The 16,045-nt window shown below is 46.7% G+C and carries 14 protein-coding genes and 3 tRNA genes; 9 read left to right on the top strand and 8 right to left on the bottom strand.

What is annotated here, in order from left to right; translation table 11 throughout:
* Positions 1-6: 6 nt before the first annotated feature.
* From VLX91_11830 to rpmE, 3 genes are all read right to left on the bottom strand, one after another.
* The gene (locus VLX91_11830) at positions 7-1,350 is read right to left on the bottom strand and encodes a class II fructose-bisphosphate aldolase (protein ID HUI30897.1); all 1,344 of its coding nucleotides are present in this window, start codon (positions 1,348-1,350) and stop codon (positions 7-9) included.
* 79 nt (positions 1,351-1,429) lie between these two features.
* The gene (gene rsmB, locus VLX91_11825; protein ID HUI30896.1) at positions 1,430-2,821 is read right to left on the bottom strand and encodes a 16S rRNA (cytosine(967)-C(5))-methyltransferase RsmB; all 1,392 of its coding nucleotides are present in this window, start codon (positions 2,819-2,821) and stop codon (positions 1,430-1,432) included.
* A gap of 213 nt (positions 2,822-3,034) precedes the next feature.
* Positions 3,035-3,256, bottom strand: a complete 222-nt coding sequence (gene rpmE, locus VLX91_11820; protein HUI30895.1) for a 50S ribosomal protein L31 — start codon at positions 3,254-3,256, stop codon at positions 3,035-3,037.
* Positions 3,257-3,417: 161 nt separating this feature from the next.
* Between rpmE and VLX91_11815 the strand changes: the two genes are divergently transcribed.
* From VLX91_11815 to kbl, 4 genes are all read left to right on the top strand, one after another.
* The gene (locus tag VLX91_11815) at positions 3,418-5,790 is read left to right on the top strand and encodes an AsmA-like C-terminal region-containing protein (GenBank protein HUI30894.1); all 2,373 of its coding nucleotides are present in this window, start codon (positions 3,418-3,420) and stop codon (positions 5,788-5,790) included.
* Positions 5,787-6,620, top strand: coding sequence for a 16S rRNA (adenine(1518)-N(6)/adenine(1519)-N(6))-dimethyltransferase RsmA (rsmA, locus tag VLX91_11810; protein HUI30893.1), 834 nt, complete (start codon positions 5,787-5,789; stop codon positions 6,618-6,620). Before VLX91_11815 ends, rsmA begins: the two co-directional genes overlap by 4 nt.
* Positions 6,613-7,623, top strand: a complete 1,011-nt coding sequence (locus tag VLX91_11805) for a phosphatase PAP2 family protein (protein HUI30892.1) — start codon at positions 6,613-6,615, stop codon at positions 7,621-7,623. The genes rsmA and VLX91_11805 overlap by 8 nt, the downstream gene beginning before the upstream one ends.
* Before the next feature lie 70 nt (positions 7,624-7,693).
* Positions 7,694-8,887, top strand: coding sequence for a glycine C-acetyltransferase (gene kbl, locus VLX91_11800; GenBank protein ID HUI30891.1), 1,194 nt, complete (start codon positions 7,694-7,696; stop codon positions 8,885-8,887).
* A 76-nt stretch (positions 8,888-8,963) separates the two neighbouring features.
* On the opposite strand, the gene nfo is transcribed toward kbl, so the two are convergent.
* Entirely contained in the window at positions 8,964-9,836 is an 873-nt protein-coding gene (nfo, locus tag VLX91_11795) for a deoxyribonuclease IV (GenBank protein HUI30890.1), read from the bottom strand.
* Positions 9,837-9,865: 29 nt separating this feature from the next.
* On the opposite strand from nfo, the gene VLX91_11790 reads away from it, so the two are divergent.
* The 5 genes from VLX91_11790 to VLX91_11770 all read left to right on the top strand — a co-directional run bounded on the left by VLX91_11790 (position 9,866) and on the right by VLX91_11770 (position 11,904).
* Entirely contained in the window at positions 9,866-11,047 is a 1,182-nt protein-coding gene (locus VLX91_11790) for an anhydro-N-acetylmuramic acid kinase (protein HUI30889.1), read from the top strand.
* 161 nt (positions 11,048-11,208) lie between these two features.
* A tRNA-Gly gene (locus tag VLX91_11785) sits at positions 11,209-11,280 on the top strand.
* Positions 11,281-11,504: 224 nt separating this feature from the next.
* Positions 11,505-11,579, top strand: a tRNA-Val gene (locus VLX91_11780).
* Between the two features lie 4 nt (positions 11,580-11,583).
* Positions 11,584-11,859 carry a GIY-YIG nuclease family protein gene (locus VLX91_11775; GenBank protein ID HUI30888.1) on the top strand — a complete coding sequence of 92 codons (276 nt, stop codon included), beginning with the start codon at positions 11,584-11,586 and terminating at the stop codon, positions 11,857-11,859.
* Positions 11,823-11,904 (top strand) — tRNA-OTHER (locus tag VLX91_11770). The genes VLX91_11775 and VLX91_11770 overlap by 37 nt, the downstream gene beginning before the upstream one ends.
* Positions 11,905-11,911: 7 nt before the next feature.
* Here the strand turns inward: VLX91_11770 and VLX91_11765 are convergent.
* Genes VLX91_11765 through VLX91_11750 form a run of 4 tightly spaced genes read right to left on the bottom strand, consistent with a single transcriptional unit; the run spans position 11,912 to position 16,037 of the window.
* Complete coding sequence (locus VLX91_11765; protein ID HUI30887.1) at positions 11,912-12,826, bottom strand: DUF4340 domain-containing protein; 915 nt, start codon at positions 12,824-12,826, stop codon at positions 11,912-11,914.
* On the bottom strand, positions 12,810-14,390 hold the full coding sequence (locus VLX91_11760) for a Gldg family protein (protein ID HUI30886.1): 1,581 nt from the start codon (positions 14,388-14,390) through the stop codon (positions 12,810-12,812). The genes VLX91_11765 and VLX91_11760 overlap by 17 nt, the downstream gene beginning before the upstream one ends.
* Complete coding sequence (locus tag VLX91_11755; protein HUI30885.1) at positions 14,387-15,106, bottom strand: ABC transporter permease; 720 nt, start codon at positions 15,104-15,106, stop codon at positions 14,387-14,389. Before VLX91_11755 ends, VLX91_11760 begins: the two co-directional genes overlap by 4 nt.
* On the bottom strand, positions 15,087-16,037 hold the full coding sequence (locus VLX91_11750; GenBank protein HUI30884.1) for an ATP-binding cassette domain-containing protein: 951 nt from the start codon (positions 16,035-16,037) through the stop codon (positions 15,087-15,089). Before VLX91_11750 ends, VLX91_11755 begins: the two co-directional genes overlap by 20 nt.
* Positions 16,038-16,045 lie beyond the last annotated feature (8 nt).

Genomic DNA, 16,045 nt, shown 5'->3' with positions numbered 1-16,045 from the left:
AAGCGCTCAGACGTACTTGCTGACGATGTCCTTGGTATTTTTTGTGTTGAGTTTCAGGAACAAGAACTCGAATCGCTTTTCGAGTTCCGTATTCGCTCTTGAGAACCAGTCCTTGCCAAGGTTCCACATTTGCTGCTTGAACGGTCCGAAAGCTTTCTTGCGGGTCTTGTAGATAAACTGCTCATCGGTTTCATTCGGTTTCTTTTCGTCTGCGCAGTTCTTTCTCAAATAATCGTAGATGGTCTCCCTGAAATCTTTCGGGAAAATATCATACAGAAGGTTTTGGAACCCGGTAGCAAGATGGATCTCCGCTGTTCCAACGCCTGGGAATTTGTCAAAAAGTTCTTCGGGCAAAGTAGATGCTCCGTGCTGTACGGCGCCCGCCATACCGTATTCTTTTCTGGCTATTTTCGAAATCGATTCCAGTACCCCGAAATCGATTTTCACTTGTGCCACCGTACCATCGGGCAGCGGAACTCCACCGTGGCTCGAACCGGTTTGCACGCTAATCTTGCTTATCGGAGTAGCACCGTGCTTCTTTGAGTTCAAGGTCTTGACGTAGCCCTGCATGTAAGCACGGAACTCCTCGGGAGTAGAGTTTTTTCCGCCCACCTCACCGATTTCTCCGCCGACGGAAATTGTCACTCCTTTCGGCTCGACTTCTCTTATCAAGGCAGTCATTTCTGCTGCTAACTCGTAATTGTTGCGCTGTTGTTCATCAGTAGTCTTCTTGCTAAGATCGACAAGCGTTGAAGAATCAATGTCGATGTTGTAAAATTCCGCGGCGACGGCTTCTTTGATAAGAGACTTTATTGCTTCCACCTCTTTTTGCGGGTCCAGCGCAAATTTCTTGGCATTGAATTGGAAATGGTCCCCTTGAATGAATACCGGACCCGAGTAATTTTCCTTCACGGCGGCCGCCGTTATGCAAGCCGAATATTCGGACGGGCGCTGGTCGGTGTATCCCATCTCTGATTTAGCTATCTCAAATACAAATGGACCGATGTTATTTTTCTTTGCTACTCTGAACATAGCACGTGCGAAATCATAAGTGATCCCGCGTACGTTGACTGCCGGTACTGTAAAGCCCGAGACCTCTCCCTTTCCATATGCAGTATAGAGTCCCTGGATGGAAGCGGAACCTGCGCTGAGATTCCTTCCGAGTTCGCGGATCAGCCATCGGATTTTTGTTTTCACTTCGTCGCTCGGGTTGAAAACAGATTCATACACGAGAGTATCTATGACAGAGCTTCTAAGTTTTTCCACGTTGGAAACTTTTACCTTCTGCCAGCCGTCTACTTCGACTACACCCAGTAAATTATTTTTCAATTCTTCAACGTTTTTAATCATTTAAGTAAACCTCCAAAATGTTTTCATTACAAAGTTATTAAACGGATGTTTTCTTTACAAGAAACCTCTCAAATAAAAGTCAGGAGACTTTTCTAAGTCTCGCCGCGAACGCTCCGTCCATATCGTGCCGGTGCGGGAAAATCTCGATGAATCCTTCACGCCCCACAAGAGCGTGGTCGACGAAGGAATCTGCGGACTCGACCACGAATTCCGGATGGCACTTCAGGAACGTATTAACAGTCGCCTGGTTCTCTTCCCATTCGATCGTGGATGTGCTGTAAACGATCACGCCATCCTTCTTCAACAGTTTAGAAGCGTTTTCCAAAATTGAGCTTTGGATTTCTCCAAGCTGCCTGATGTCCTCACGCTCTCTTTTCCACTTTGAATCGGGTTTCCTTCTTATCAAACCGAATCCTGTGCACGGCACGTCGACTAATATTCTATCGAAAGGAACTGCCTCGTCATAGCTTGCCGCATCCGCCACAATCACTTTAGCTTTATCAAACCCCATCCTTTCAAGGGAGCTTTTGAGGAGAGTGGCGCGCACTTCATATTTTTCAAGGCACGTCAAATCGACGTTGCCGCAGGTCAATTCGAAAATATGTGCAGCCTTTCCGCCAGGCGCGGCGCATGTGTCAAGAATTCTCTCCCCGGGTTTGGGAGCAAGGAGTATTGAAACAATGCCGGCGCTCTCATCTTGTACCACGAAGCGTCCTGCACGGAATGCTTCATTCTCGCCTATTCGAGTCAAACCTTCAACGTACAGGAAGTTCGGTACGAACCTTCCGCGCTCGACCAGCACTCCGCGATCCTCAAGTTCCGAGGTTAGTTGCTCCACTGAGCCTCTCAGAGTATTAACTCTGATACACAGGCGCGGTCTCTCGTTGAGAGAAGTCAGAAGCTGCTCCGTTTCATAAACGCCGAACCGGTCGATGAATCTTCTGACAAGCCAGGCGGGAAATGAATGAAGTGTAGAGAGTGATTTGACGGGATCGTCATCGATCGCCGGATATTCGATATTTTTTATCTTCCTGACTGCACATCTGAGAACGGCGTTTATTTGATTCGCAGTGTCCTGCCCGCGATACTTTTTTACGAATTCGACAGCCTGGTTGACTATTGCCGATTCCGGAATTTTGTCAAGGAACAATAATTGATACACAGCGACGCGTAAATCATTCTTGATATTTATATCGACCTTTGAAAAATCTCCGCGGTAGAATTGTGTTATTACATAGTCTAATTTTAGTTTCCACCTGATGGTCCCGTTTACCAGCTCTGTAAGGAATGCCTTGTCGACTCTGCTCAGATCGGGACTTCTCAATTCAAACTCGAGGACTTTGTCGAGGTAAGAATCCGTCCGATCAACCCTGTTCAAAACTTTTACAGCTATATCACGCGCGGTCTCGTACAGTACGATGTCGTGGTCTGCATTGCCAAGATTCTTTCGATTATCATATTTTGCCGTCACTGAATCCCCCTGTATTTTTTCCGTTCCTCCGCTTGCCAAAACACCTGCATACCCGGGGCGACCTTGTGTCTTGACTAATATTTGTTCAAACCAAATCAATTATCATGTGGAAGTGTTTGAATTATTTATTTCTAAAGACCGATCTGACGTTCAGATTGGCTCGTGATTTTCGTCAGACCAGATTCAATTTTGACAAAAGCCCGCAAATAAGGATCAGGCTTCTACCTTTGCTTTTTTCTTGTACTTCTGCATAAACCTTTCAACGCGGCCGGCTGAGTCTATGAGTTTTTGTTTCCCTGTGAAAAATGGATGGCAGTTAGCGCAAATTTCTACTTTCAGGAATTGGCCCGGCTCCGTCGAACGAGTTTGAAATGTATTTCCGCAGACGCATGTGACTGTAACAACATGATACTTCGGGTGGATTCCGCTTCTCATTAAATCTCCTATTTGTAGTTAAATTTATGAAGGAACGGCCTGAATTGCAAACGATCAGGGTGAGCCGGTGGATCTGACTTCCTCATTTGGATTGTCACGCAAATCACTATGTCTCATTTCAAAAATTGAAAATGGAACGCTTAAACCATATATTTTTATCAATGAAACGAGGCGTAAGGATAGTCAGATACACCGTAATATTACTCACAGTCGTAATCTTTGGCGCGATTGTTTTATCAAAGTTTGTTTTTAGCAGCGATAAATTGACGGCTCTTGTCCTGCCTAGGCTCAGCCAAATATTGAACCGCGATGTCTCCGCTGAAAATGTGGAGCTTTCATTTTTCCCGACAATCGGAATCAGAATAACCGGCCTTCGAGTAGCTAACCCGAGGTATGGAAAATTCGACAGCCCATACCTTCTTGATTCGAAAGCCATGGTGATCGATGCGAAGATTCTTCCGTTGTTCAAGAACCGTTTGGAGATCAACAATGTCATCTTTTTCTCGCCGACTATCTTCATCGAGCAAAACGACCGGGGCCGATTAAACACCGATCAACTGCTGAGCGACACGTTTTACCGGGAGACAAAAAACGTACGCGGCTCTCTATCGAGCTTTCTTCTCTCAAACTTTGAAATTGTAAACGGAAATATAATCTGGTACGATGACAAGAGCGGTCTTTCGTTGAAGTTTTTGAATGCAGATCTTTCTTCAAGAATTAAAACGGTGGTCGAAGAGAATAAATTGACGCTTAATTCGAATGTGAATGTAGAGAAATTTGAACTCTGGAAAAATAGTTCGGAATTATATGAAGGATCTCCCATCAATGTAGCAGCAAAATTAGATTACGACAAACGCCACGATCAGGTGAACATCGTGTCTGAGAAGGCTTCAGTATTCGGAGTGAAACTTCAGTCGTCCGTGTGGCTTTCCTTTTACCCGCATTCAGAACTGAGCATATATTCGGTTAATACCGATTCTTCCGCTCGATGCATATATGGACTATTGCCGAAATCCCTCCAGGATGTGATTCTTGAGAATTCAATCAACGGAAGACTCACGTGTGAGTTTGAATACGATAAACATGAGCAGAACGCCAGTGCGATGATGCGGGTAGATCTTGACGACATACGGGCCCAGCTGCAATCCGGTGATTCCCTCTCAATTCGTGAATTACACGGCAACTATTCTTTGAATAACGATTCTTCATCACTGGCATTTTCAATGCCGAGCGCGGTTCTCGGAGAAAATCTCGCATCGGTGGTTTTCAACGTGAGCCCTCCGAAATCCGGGAGCGTTCGTGTCCTGCTCAATCTCGAGCTGAAAAAGCTTGCGCATAGTCTCGGGATGCCTGGCAGCGAAAAATTATCCGGCTCCATAAGGGCAAAGTACGGCTTCGATTATAATTCAAGAAAGAGCAGCACCAGCGCCGACGGCTTAATAACATTTTCAGATGCTCTCGTGCAGGTGCCGATCGGAATTGACACCCTTTACACCGGAGAATGCGACGGGAGCATTTCACTGAAAAATAACGTAGCTTCTTTCAACAAATTACTTTTGCGAATGGGAGGGAGCGACGTAGTTTTCTCTGGAACACTGACGAACTATCAAAATATTTTTCTAGGCAGTGCGACTTCGATACCGCAGCTGAAGCTAAGAATGGTTTCTAAAACGTTTAACACGGTCGGGCTTCTACCCCATATGATACTCAATATTGGCAGACAGACTCTTGCGTGGATTCCGAGAACAAACGTGTTGATCGACTTTAACATTGGAAAGTTTATTTTTCCAAACGATACGCTGACAAAGCTTTCCGGAGATTTGCAGATACAAGATTACTTCGTACGATTTGGACGGCTTGATTATGTCTCACCGATGGGCACGTTCTATATTTCCGGCTGGACGGATTACGGACAAGAGGGCAAAGTCACTTTTGGGCTGAGGACGATGATTGCTACATGGAGTTTCGGGAAGTTGTTCCAACGGTATCTAGGCGGGAGCCAGTTTGTCGGTGGAACCGGGAAAGGGATTGTTACACTGAACGGCATTTGCGATGATTCGGGAAAAGTTGATCTCGCCGGACTCGGAGGCCACGGACAATTTTCGATCTCGAACGCTCAAATAAAGGATTACTCAGTCCTCAACAAGCTGTTCAGTTTTCTCGGAGCACCTGAGAAAGATTCGTTGAAGGTAAGTTCAACAACATTTAGTTTCGACGTGACGGACGGAAGAATTTATTTCAATAAGATGATTGCTTACGGAGCACCTCTTGACTTCAGATTGGATGGCTGGCAAGGATTTGATGGTACATTGGATTATAAGTTGACTCTGAGGGTTCACCCTCCACTTAGTTCCCAGCTAAGCAGCTATTTGAGACCATCATATCCCGACCTTGGTCTTGCACCCGATGGAGTTCTGGGGATGTCTCTAGTTGCGGGCGGCACAACCAGCGACGCTCGTTTTACTATAGTCGGCTTCAACTCAAAACTCGCCTCTGTTTTACCCCCTCAACTGTTTTTGTCGTCGTTGAAGTGATCGCAGTACAAAAGAGAGGGAGCAGCCTCTCAAAACCTACCGCAGGAAACGAAATCGTCAATCCTCGGGCAAAGAAGTCTCTTGGACAAAATTTCTTAATTGATGGTAATATCGCGCGCAAGATCGTCGATGAACTCTCAATTTCAAATGGAGATACAATACTCGAAGTTGGCCCCGGAAAAGGAGCGTTGACGCGCCTCCTCGTGAACAAGCCTGCACATATAATCGGAATCGAAAAGGATACGGAGCTTTATGGTCGGCTTCGCAAGGAATTAGAGTCAGCACCCGATTTTGTTTTGATGAACGGAGATTTCTTAAATTACAATTTTAATCTTTTGGACAGGACAATTAAAGTGGTCGGAAATATTCCTTATAACCTGACGAGCAAGATCGTTTCAAAGGTCGTAGACGCTCGCTCGAAGGTTGATTTTGCAGTTTTGATGGTGCAGGAAGAAGTGGCTGATCGACTCGCCGCGAAACCCGGCACGAAAACTTACGGTGCGATCTCGGTTCGCTTGCAGCTCACCGCGCGAGTGAAGAAGCTGTTTTCGGTGCCTCCGACTTGTTTCAAGCCAAAGCCGGGCGTCGGTTCACGCGTCGTTCGGATTTCATTTTATAAAAGAGAGCCGATCGCGGAAGAGGACAGGTTTGTTGCTTTTATCAAAAGAGTTTTTGGGATGAGGAGAAAAATGCTCAGGCATTTCGTCTCGCACTACTACGGCAAATCTGCAATCGAAAAGTTGCCTGAGGATTTTCAAGTCAGACGCATTGAAACCTTCCCGCCGGAAGATATTTATGGAATTTTTTTGATTTTGGAGGCAAATGTTTGATTTAAGCAGGCTACGGCCGTTAGATCGGTTGAATGTACTGGGTGTTTTTGGAATTTCGGTAACAGCCATAGTTTTCCATAGCCGGGTACCCTACGCTGTGTGGATTGTGATGGTAAATCTTGTCGTATCGATATCGATTTTGTTACTGGCGAATCTCGACTCGTCAAGGAAAAATGCGTTGATCAGATTTGCTGCAAGATGGTACACTTTCCCACTGATCTTCGTGACTTTCAAGGAATTGTATTTAATGGTGCACCAGATCAACCCTCACGATCTCGATTATCTCTTGATCCGCATTGATAAAGCGATATTTGGAGCCGACCCGACTTCCCTTCTCGATCGCATCGCTACCCCGGGATTAACAGAGTTTCTTCAAATCTGTTATAGCAGTTTTTATCTTCTATGGATAATCCTCGGTGTTGATCTTTTGTTGAATAAAAACGAGAAAGGCTTCTTGTTTTTTCTTTTTGTATTGATGTATGGTTTCTACACTTCATACATCGGATATGTTCTCGTGCCGGCAGTCGGTCCGCGCTTCACGCTTTACAATTTTGCCAATATTAACGGAGAGTTGCCGGGACTCTATTTGACAACGTTCCTTCGAGGCGTTATTAATTCCGGCGAATCCATCACCAATGTCGCTCAAGCCATGATGCTTGCCCAGCGCGATTGCTTCCCGAGCGGTCATACTGAAATGACAATAATCACCATCGCGATAGCCATGAAATACAAGGCGAAGTCGGCTATGGTGATCACACCGCTGGGCCTGGGGGTCATTTTTGCGACAGTCTATATGCGGTATCATTACGGCATCGATGTTATTGCAGGAGCAATCTTAGCGGTATTTGTACTTTCCACGGCAACCTGGCTCGAATCGAAGTTGAAAAGCGACAGGTCGGATGAGAGTGTTGATAACACGCATCCCGGCATGATCAACGAAAAAGAGGAAGAAGTTTCTTCGACTGAAAAGCGAACCACAGCGACGACACAAAACTGCCGATAAGAGTCTTAAGAAGAATTCAACCGATAAAGATTGTGCCATGATCTGAGTGATGATATAAGAGGAGAACATCATGTACGGAAAATATCAGCAATATCTTCTCGAGCAATTAGAATCCATCCGGAGCAGCGGCTTATATAAAGAGGAACGCGTCATCGCTTCCCCCCAGGGTGCGATTATAAAATTGCAGAATGGTAAAGAAGTTTTGAATTTTTGTGCAAACAATTATCTGGGTTTATCAAGTCATCCGAAAGTAGTCGAAGCCGCGAAACGCGGACTTGATGAACGCGGCTACGGGATGTCTTCGGTGAGATTCATCTGCGGAACCCAGGACATTCATAAAATCCTTGAACAAAAGATTTCCAGGTTTCTGAAAACTGAAGACACTATCTTGTACGCCGCTTGTTTCGATGCGAACGGAGGTGTTTTCGAGCCTCTTCTTGGCGAAGAAGACACCATTATTTCAGACGAACTTAATCACGCAAGTATTATCGATGGGATCAGGTCATGCAAAGCCATGAGATACAGGTACAGGCATGCCGATTTGGACGATCTCGAGGAAAAATTGAAAGCATCTCAAGGCGCACGGTTCAAGATGATCGCAACGGACGGAGTGTTTTCGATGGATGGCGAAGTAGCGCAGCTTGATAAAATCTGTGAACTCGGTGAAAAATATGAAGCACTGGTCATGGTGGATGATTCACACGCCACAGGTTTCGTCGGAAAAAACGGGAGAGGAAGCATCGAGGCGAAAAATGTGATGGCACGGGTCGATATCATAACCGGCACTCTCGGCAAGGCGGCGGGCGGGGCCTCCGGCGGATTCACGAGCGGAAAAAAGGAAATAGTCGAATTCTTACGCCAGCGGTCGCGACCCTATCTGTTTTCGAACACATTGCCGCCACCGATTGTGTATGCGGAGATCGCAGTTTTTGATCTTCTTGAATCGACAACGGAGTTGCGCGACAAGCTCGCGAAAAACACGGGATACTTTCGCTCGGAAATGACGAAGTGTGGATTCGACATAAAGCCTGGAGATCACCCGATAGTTCCGATAATGCTGTACGATGCGAAATTAGCGGTGGAATTTGCTAATGATTTGTTGAATGAAGGAATTTATGTGATCGGCTTCTCCTTTCCGGTTGTCCCAAAAGGACAGGCAAGAATCCGCGTGCAGATTTCGGCGGCACATGAAAAGGAACATCTGGATAAGGCGGTTGCTGCTTTCGAGAGAATTGGAAAAAAATTGAGAGTGCTTAGAAATTAATTTTAAATTCTAAATTTCATGTCTTTCTTAGTTCCTGACATCCACCTGCACATGTAGTCGGGGTCGTAAAACGTGCTCATACCATTGATCTAAGTAATTTGAGATTGACAATATCCATCTTGTAGCCGTCGTCGCCTTTCGGCGTTTCAAGCACCTTCGGGATTTGGACAAATCTTTCGTCGTTCATAAAAAATCCAAAGGCAGACTTCCCTATTTCACCTTTTCCAATGTGCTCGTGCCTGTCAACGCGAGAGTTCAAGGGCTTCTTCGCGTCATTGAAGTGAATGGCATGGAGCATGTCAAACCCGATAAGCTTTCCAAACATAGCCATGGTATTCCGGTAGCTTTCTCTCGTGCGAATGTCATAACCTGCTGCGAAAATGTGACAGGTGTCCATGCATACCCCGACTCTTTCTTTATCGTTCACGAAAGAAATCATGTCGGCGATTTCCTCAAAGCTGTTTCCGAGCGTTGTACCCTGCCCCGCTGTAGTTTCAATCAAGGTCACGACATGACTAGTCTTGGTCGCCGAGTGAGCATGGTTTAGAGAATCCGCCACTGTTTTCACGGCTGCTTTACGATCCATGGTGGTATGGGCGCCCGGATGAAAGATGAGGTATTTTATTCCGAGTGCATCGCAACGTTTTATTTCCTCGACAAATGACCTGCGGGAATTTTCCAGCAACGAGTCCGTCGCGCCGCAAAGATTAATCAAATAAGAATCGTGGGAAACCACGATTCGTACTTTTGACTTATTCATCGCCTCTCTGTATTTTTCAATATCGTCGGATGAAATGACAGGATCTCGCCACTGATTAGAATTCTTCGTAAAAATCTGGATTGCCGTGCAGCCGACTTTCTCCGCTCTTTCAAAGGCAGTGTATAGGCCTCCCGCAATCGACATATGGGCACCGATTAGCAGGCTATCTGTCGTTGATCTTTGCTTCATAAGCGAATTTAATTGAATGGCAACTTAAAATGAAACGACTTCTTAATCTTGTTCAAAAGAGAACTCGAATAGTCATCGGTCTGATGAGCGGCACGAGTGTGGATGGAATCGATGCGGCTCTTGTCGAAATTGATGGGAACGGAATCGACACAAAACTCCACCAGATCGATTTTGTTACCCTGCCTTTCCCGGAAGGATTCAAGGAGTTCGTTCTCAAGAACTCGACCATCGGCTCGAGCGACGTTGCCGACATAGCGAGGTTGAACTTCTTACTGGCGCAGCTTTACGCAGAAGCCGTGTTAATGTTGTGCAAACATGCGGGAATCAATTTTCAAGAGGTCGATCTGATCGGCACTCATGGACAGACTATTCACCATTTGCCGCAGAGAGTTGAGATGTTCGGAAAGCCGGTGGCAGCGACTCTGCAAATTGGTGATCCCTCGGTCGTCGCCAAGCTTACCGGAATAATCACCATCGGTGATTTTCGAGCCGGGGATGTTGCGCTGGGCGGACAAGGCGCACCGCTCGTGCCCTATTTTGATTATCTTCTCTTCAGATCGGATGAAGTTTCGCGTATGCTCTTGAACATAGGCGGAATCGCGAACGTTTCTTATCTGCCGAAGGGATGTCGAGAGAATGACGTGCTTGCATTTGACACCGGGCCCGGCAATATGATCGTTGACCAGCTCATGCAGATTTCCTATAAAATGGATTTCGACAGAGATGGAGCCGTCGCATCTTCGGGGAATATCCAAAGAGAAATGTTGTCATATCTAATGACAGACGAGTTCGTGACAAGTTCACCACCGAAGTCAACGGGGCGGGAACGGTACGGGAAGAAATATGTGGAAGATATTATTAATAAATTCGGCGATCAATCAAAGGAAGACATTATTGCGACGATAACAGAATTTACGCCAGCCGCCGTTCATGAAAACTTCCGGATGTTTTTGTCCGTAAAAGGAAGACTTGACGAACTTTACGTGAGCGGAGGTGGAGCACACAGCCGGTACATGATGGATTCTCTGAAAGCACATTTCCCTGGAGTTAGAGTCGAGAATTCGGAGAGTCTGGGAATCCCGTCCGATGCAAAGGAGGCGATCTGTTTTGCGGTGCTCGCGAACGAGACGGTTTCCGGAAATGCCACGAACCTTCCGCAAGTCACCGGAGCTTCAAGGGCGACGATACTTGGAAAAATTTGTCTTCCATAATCATCGAAGCTGAGCCACCGAAGCTCGGGCTTGTTTGAGCCGCGCCAAATTCGTACTTTTGAAAGTTGTGTGAATAATTCAATTCCCGCTAGACGCGGGATAAAGTGCGAATGCCAGCTTCCACAATGAATTCTTTAGATGTGCGAAGCGGGTTCTTTAATGCGCGAGTAATTCAGTGGTAGAATGCCAGCTTCCCAAGCTGGACGTCGCGGGTTCGAGTCCCGTCTCGCGCTCTTTAGGCTGTGACTTACGTCGCGAATTGATCGGGCAGTTAGCTCAGTTGGTTCAGAGCATCCCGCTTGGCGGGAGGGTCTAGAGCTGAACAGGTGAACAGTCCCTTTGGATTTGGAGCAAGTTGGTTGGGCAGTTAGCTCAGTTGGTTCAGAGCATCCCCCTTGGCGGGAGGGTCTAGAACTGAACAGGTGAACAGTCCCTTTGGATTTGGAGCAAGTTGGTTGGGCAGTTAGCTCAGTTGGTTCAGAGCACGTGCCTTACAAGCACGGGGTCAGAGGTTCAAATCCTCTACTGCCCACGAGTTGTTTTACACTTACATTCTTAGAAGTCGGAAGAGGGGGAAATATTACGTGGGGAGTACTTCCAATTTGGACGGAAGATTGTGCGAGCACAATAGAGGCAAGACTTCTTCGACAAAACCGGGCATTCCATGGGAGATTGTTTATTATGAAGAGTTTTCTTCGCATAAGGAAGCAGTTGCCAGGGAGATGGAGATCAAGTCTCAAAAGAGTAGAGACTTCATTGAGAGATTAATATTGAAGGGAAAAACTCAGTTGGTTCAGGGCATCCCGACTTGATCCATCAAGTCGGGAGGGTCAGAGGTTCAAATCCTCTACTGCCCACGAGATCTTACCTCTTGAGCGTTTCTTTGTGCAGGTAATCCCGCCCGATTTCTCGAAGTCCTCTTATGAGGTTTTCGGAAATCGTTGAGCCGATGATATAATTCTGGTTAAGAGATGAGTTGGAGGCGTAAGTCTGGTCACCCGATTTTGTAACCTTCCCCGCAACGCGAGTTCCATCCGAAAGTGAAAATCCATAGTCGACCAACGGCTTCTCTTCTGTGAGTGAGGTGTCGACAAAATCTATCGCCATGGTGCCAACAAAATTCCCAACTACGTCCTGAATCTTTGCAAGGGGAACGTTGTTGCCGTTAACCTGCCACAGCGTGTCCCGGTGAAAGAAATGGTAAAGCGTGTCACCGAGTGCGAAATCCGCCGCCTGTATCTCGTCAAGCGAGAAGTCGAAGATTCTCTTGTCGCGCCAGCTCGCAACCTGCTCGCCCGCGTACGTTCTGATGTTCTTGGACAAGTCGAGGATTTTTTTATTCCCGTTGACTTCAACATAGCACCCGTCGAAATCCGGAGTGATATTCCCAACACGGAGCGAAACTTCCTTTTGAATATTTTCAGATATTTTTATTGTCGGGGCACCCGCGCCCAAACCGTAGGCAACACTGTCCGTCAGATTGTCCGCTACTACGGAAGCCGATGGATTTGCAGCAACTGCATCAAGCAGAAGGTTTACTTCAGTCAGATTTGCCGGAAAATGTAGCGGGTTTGTAAGGAACCATCCACGACTTTCGCGCACGATGACAATTTCCCTCCCGTCCGAAAGAATCGAAATCTGATTGACCTTTGAAGTATCGATGTTCGAAAAGGGATTAGAATTTTCCGTTGTCGATGTGGAAAAGGTCAGCCGCTGGATCGCATATGCTATTCCCAGCAGCACCAGCAAGCCGATTAAAATCTTAGTCGACTTTTTCACTGCGCGGTTCCTCTCTGTTCGATAGACTTGCGCGATAAGCTTTTCGACGGTTGGTAGTTCTTTGCCAGTAAATCAGCCCGAACGCCAGAATGAGCACCGACGGCAGTCCGATGATCAGGTCTTTTGTAATAACGCGGTAGGAATCGGAAACAGGTTTTAATGGACCCGGCAGGAAAGACTTCGACCGGATTGAAATGAGTCCTACGTCGTCCACCAAATAGTCCACGATGTTCAGGAAGATCGAGAGGTTTTCAGGATTACTCAGAAACATGTCCCGGACAAAATTGCCGTTGCCCATGACGATTATTCTCTCATTGCCTTCCGTCTTCCTTGATGGACTTGCATCTTTGTCGGAGTCCGGAATAGCAGTTTTTATCTTACCGCTTATCGCCGCACCAAGAAGAAGATAATGCTCACTGAACATTGCACGCGTGAACTGGGCGCTTGGGTCTAAGTTGTAGAAGTCAGCCTGCGTTCCGCTCTGCTGGCTCGAAACTGCGAATGGGATCACACCGAGATGGAGGTTATGTGCCGACGTGGTATCGACTTCGCTCGTAAACGGAAGCACGACCTCGTGCAGATTTTGGGTGACGACGAAGGATTTGGCGAGATTGTTGACCCTTGGAATATACGGGTGTGGTATGTCGGTCTGAAATGTGAGTCCAGCTTCTCTCTGCATGACGCTCACCAATGCGCATTGAGCATCCCTGACGAGATTCTTTTTTATTTCAAACCCGTAGCTGCTGAAGGCCCTAGAGGCGTCAAGATTGAGATCGGTCGCGAATTGGCTTTGCATCGTTGCGTTCACCATGCTCATCAAGAATGCCGCTCTGCCCCGTTTCATCATGAATTGATCTAAGTTGTAAAGCTGGGAATCCGAGAAAGTTGTTGCCGGCTGGATCATGATCAACACACTGACGGAATCAGGAACAGGCCGTTTAAAATCCACGGGCAAGACATTGTATCTGCTCGATAATGCTTGCTGCGCCTTTTGAATATCCACGAAGGAAGGTTCGCCGTTTCCCTGTGCCATGGCGATAGTCTTTTTTCCAGGGTTTATCATCCGATCGATTCGCGATGCGATGTCATATTCGAAATCGGAAAGGTCTTCAATAACGGGAATGATTTGTTTCTGCGCCCGATATTCGAGGACCAAACCCATGAATGCGCGTTTCACTTCGAGTTTGTCGTTATTTACAACCTGGATTTGAACTTGCGGAACTCCTTCGGAAGTTGCCTTGCTCACGTCGGCGTCGGTGGTCGGGTCGTTGATTTCATATTCCAGTTTTCCGCCCGAAAAGCTCCTTAGTTCTTGAAGGATGTCGACGAGTGCGCGGCGGTTATTGCTGTATGGAGACGGCAGGTCGGAATTGAAATAGACCTTCACGATCAGACGGTCCTTCAGGGTCTTAAGGAGGTTTTCAGTCGAAGGCGACAATGTATTTATCCTGCCCTTGGTCAAATCTAGTCTGATGAACCATCCTGATGCGACGACGTTCACCAGAACGATCACCGCGAGGTAAAGCAGCATTTGAAGGAAAAGTTCGCGAGTTAACTTCTTCATTTAGATCTGAGCTCCAGCCATTTCATCGTCAGGGTTGAGAAGAACACGGTGACTCCGCAAAAATAGATTACGTCCCTGAGGTCGATGACGCCTTTATAGAAATTTTCCAGATGAAAATCCGAGCTCACATATTGAAGGATATAAGCAAATTGGCCCGTCGCAAGGGACGTAACTTTATCGAGAATGAAAAATATAAATAAAATGAACAATGCGATAATGAACGCAGCGACCTGATTCTGTGTCAGGCTCGACGCGAAAATTCCGGCCGAAACGTACCCGGCCGACAAAAATATAAGCCCGAGATACCCCGCAAGGACTGTGCCACTATCTATCTCTCCAATTCCGGCAATGATTACAAAATATATTATCGTCGGAACAAGGGCTGCGACGACCGTGATCATGCTCGACAATAATTTCGCCAACACCAGCCTTCCCCTGCCGACGGGGTGAGTCACGATAATTTCAATTGTACCGCTGCGAAACTCTTCCGAAAAGGTGCGCATCGTCAGGGCCGGAATAAAAAACAGATACAGAATGGTTGTCAAAGAAAAAAACGGTCTGAGTGTAGCCGCGTTTGCCAGAAAAAGATTCTGGGCAAACATGTACCCCGATATCAGGAGGAACACAATAATGACTACATAGGCAGCGGGAGTCTTAAGTGAAATTAACAGTTCTTTCTTGACCAAAACTCTGAGGTTATCGTTCTCCTGTTTCATTTTCTCCCATTGTTAGTTCTCTAAACACCTTTTCGAGATCGGAACCGGAGTTGTTGATGTCGAGAAGTTTGAATCCGTTTTCAACACATGCGTCGAATATTTTTTCTCTCGCATCATCGCTGTCTTCAATTGCGAGCCGCAGCGAGATCACTCCCGATTCAAAATTCGCAGAAATTCTCTTCGCCTCGACGGCACTCCCAATTTTAGTTCTCACTTCTTCGACGGGCTTCACGGTTTTGATCTTTAAAGACAAACCTCCGAGCCCGTCACGCTGCAATTCTTCCGAAGTGGCGTCAAGAACAAGCTTGCCCTTGTTGATTATCAGAACACGGTTACACAACGCCTGGACTTCAGAAAGAATGTGTGTCGAGAGAATCACGAATTTTTCCCGGGCCAGCTCTGAAATCAACTTACGGATCTCCACTACTTGATTTGGATCGAGGCCCGACGTCGGCTCGTCCAAGATCAAAATCTCCGGATCATGGATGATCGCCTGAGCAAGGCCGACGCGCTGTTTGTATCCCTTCGATAAATGACCGATAGGTTCATAGAGTACTTCTTCCAAGCCGCATCGATCCGCGACATAATCGAGCCGGTCCTCGGTTCTTTCCGCGTTGAGTCCCGACAACTCTCCCGTAAATTTCAGATACTCATGAACCTCGAGCTCGGTATACAGCGGATTGCTCTCCGGGAGGTACCCGATTTTCGATCTCGATTTGAAATCGTCGGAACTTACTTCATTTCCGTTTATGAAAACTTTTCCTCGAGAAGGAGAAAGAAAGCCAGTGATGATTCTCATCGTGGTTGTCTTCCCTGCACCGTTTGGCCCGAGAAATCCGACGACGCTTGGAACGTTTATTTCGAATGAAACCCCGTCGACGGCGGCGACGGCTCCAAAATATCTGCTAACTTCGGCTATTTTCAAGCTCATAACGGTTG

Source organism: Candidatus Acidiferrales bacterium (assembly GCA_035515795.1).
In the GTDB taxonomy this organism is placed as follows: Bacteria; Bacteroidota; Ignavibacteria; order Kryptoniales; family JAKASW01; genus JAKASW01.
Note: the sequence above shows the minus strand (reverse complement) of the source record. Positions and strands in the feature narration are given on the sequence as shown.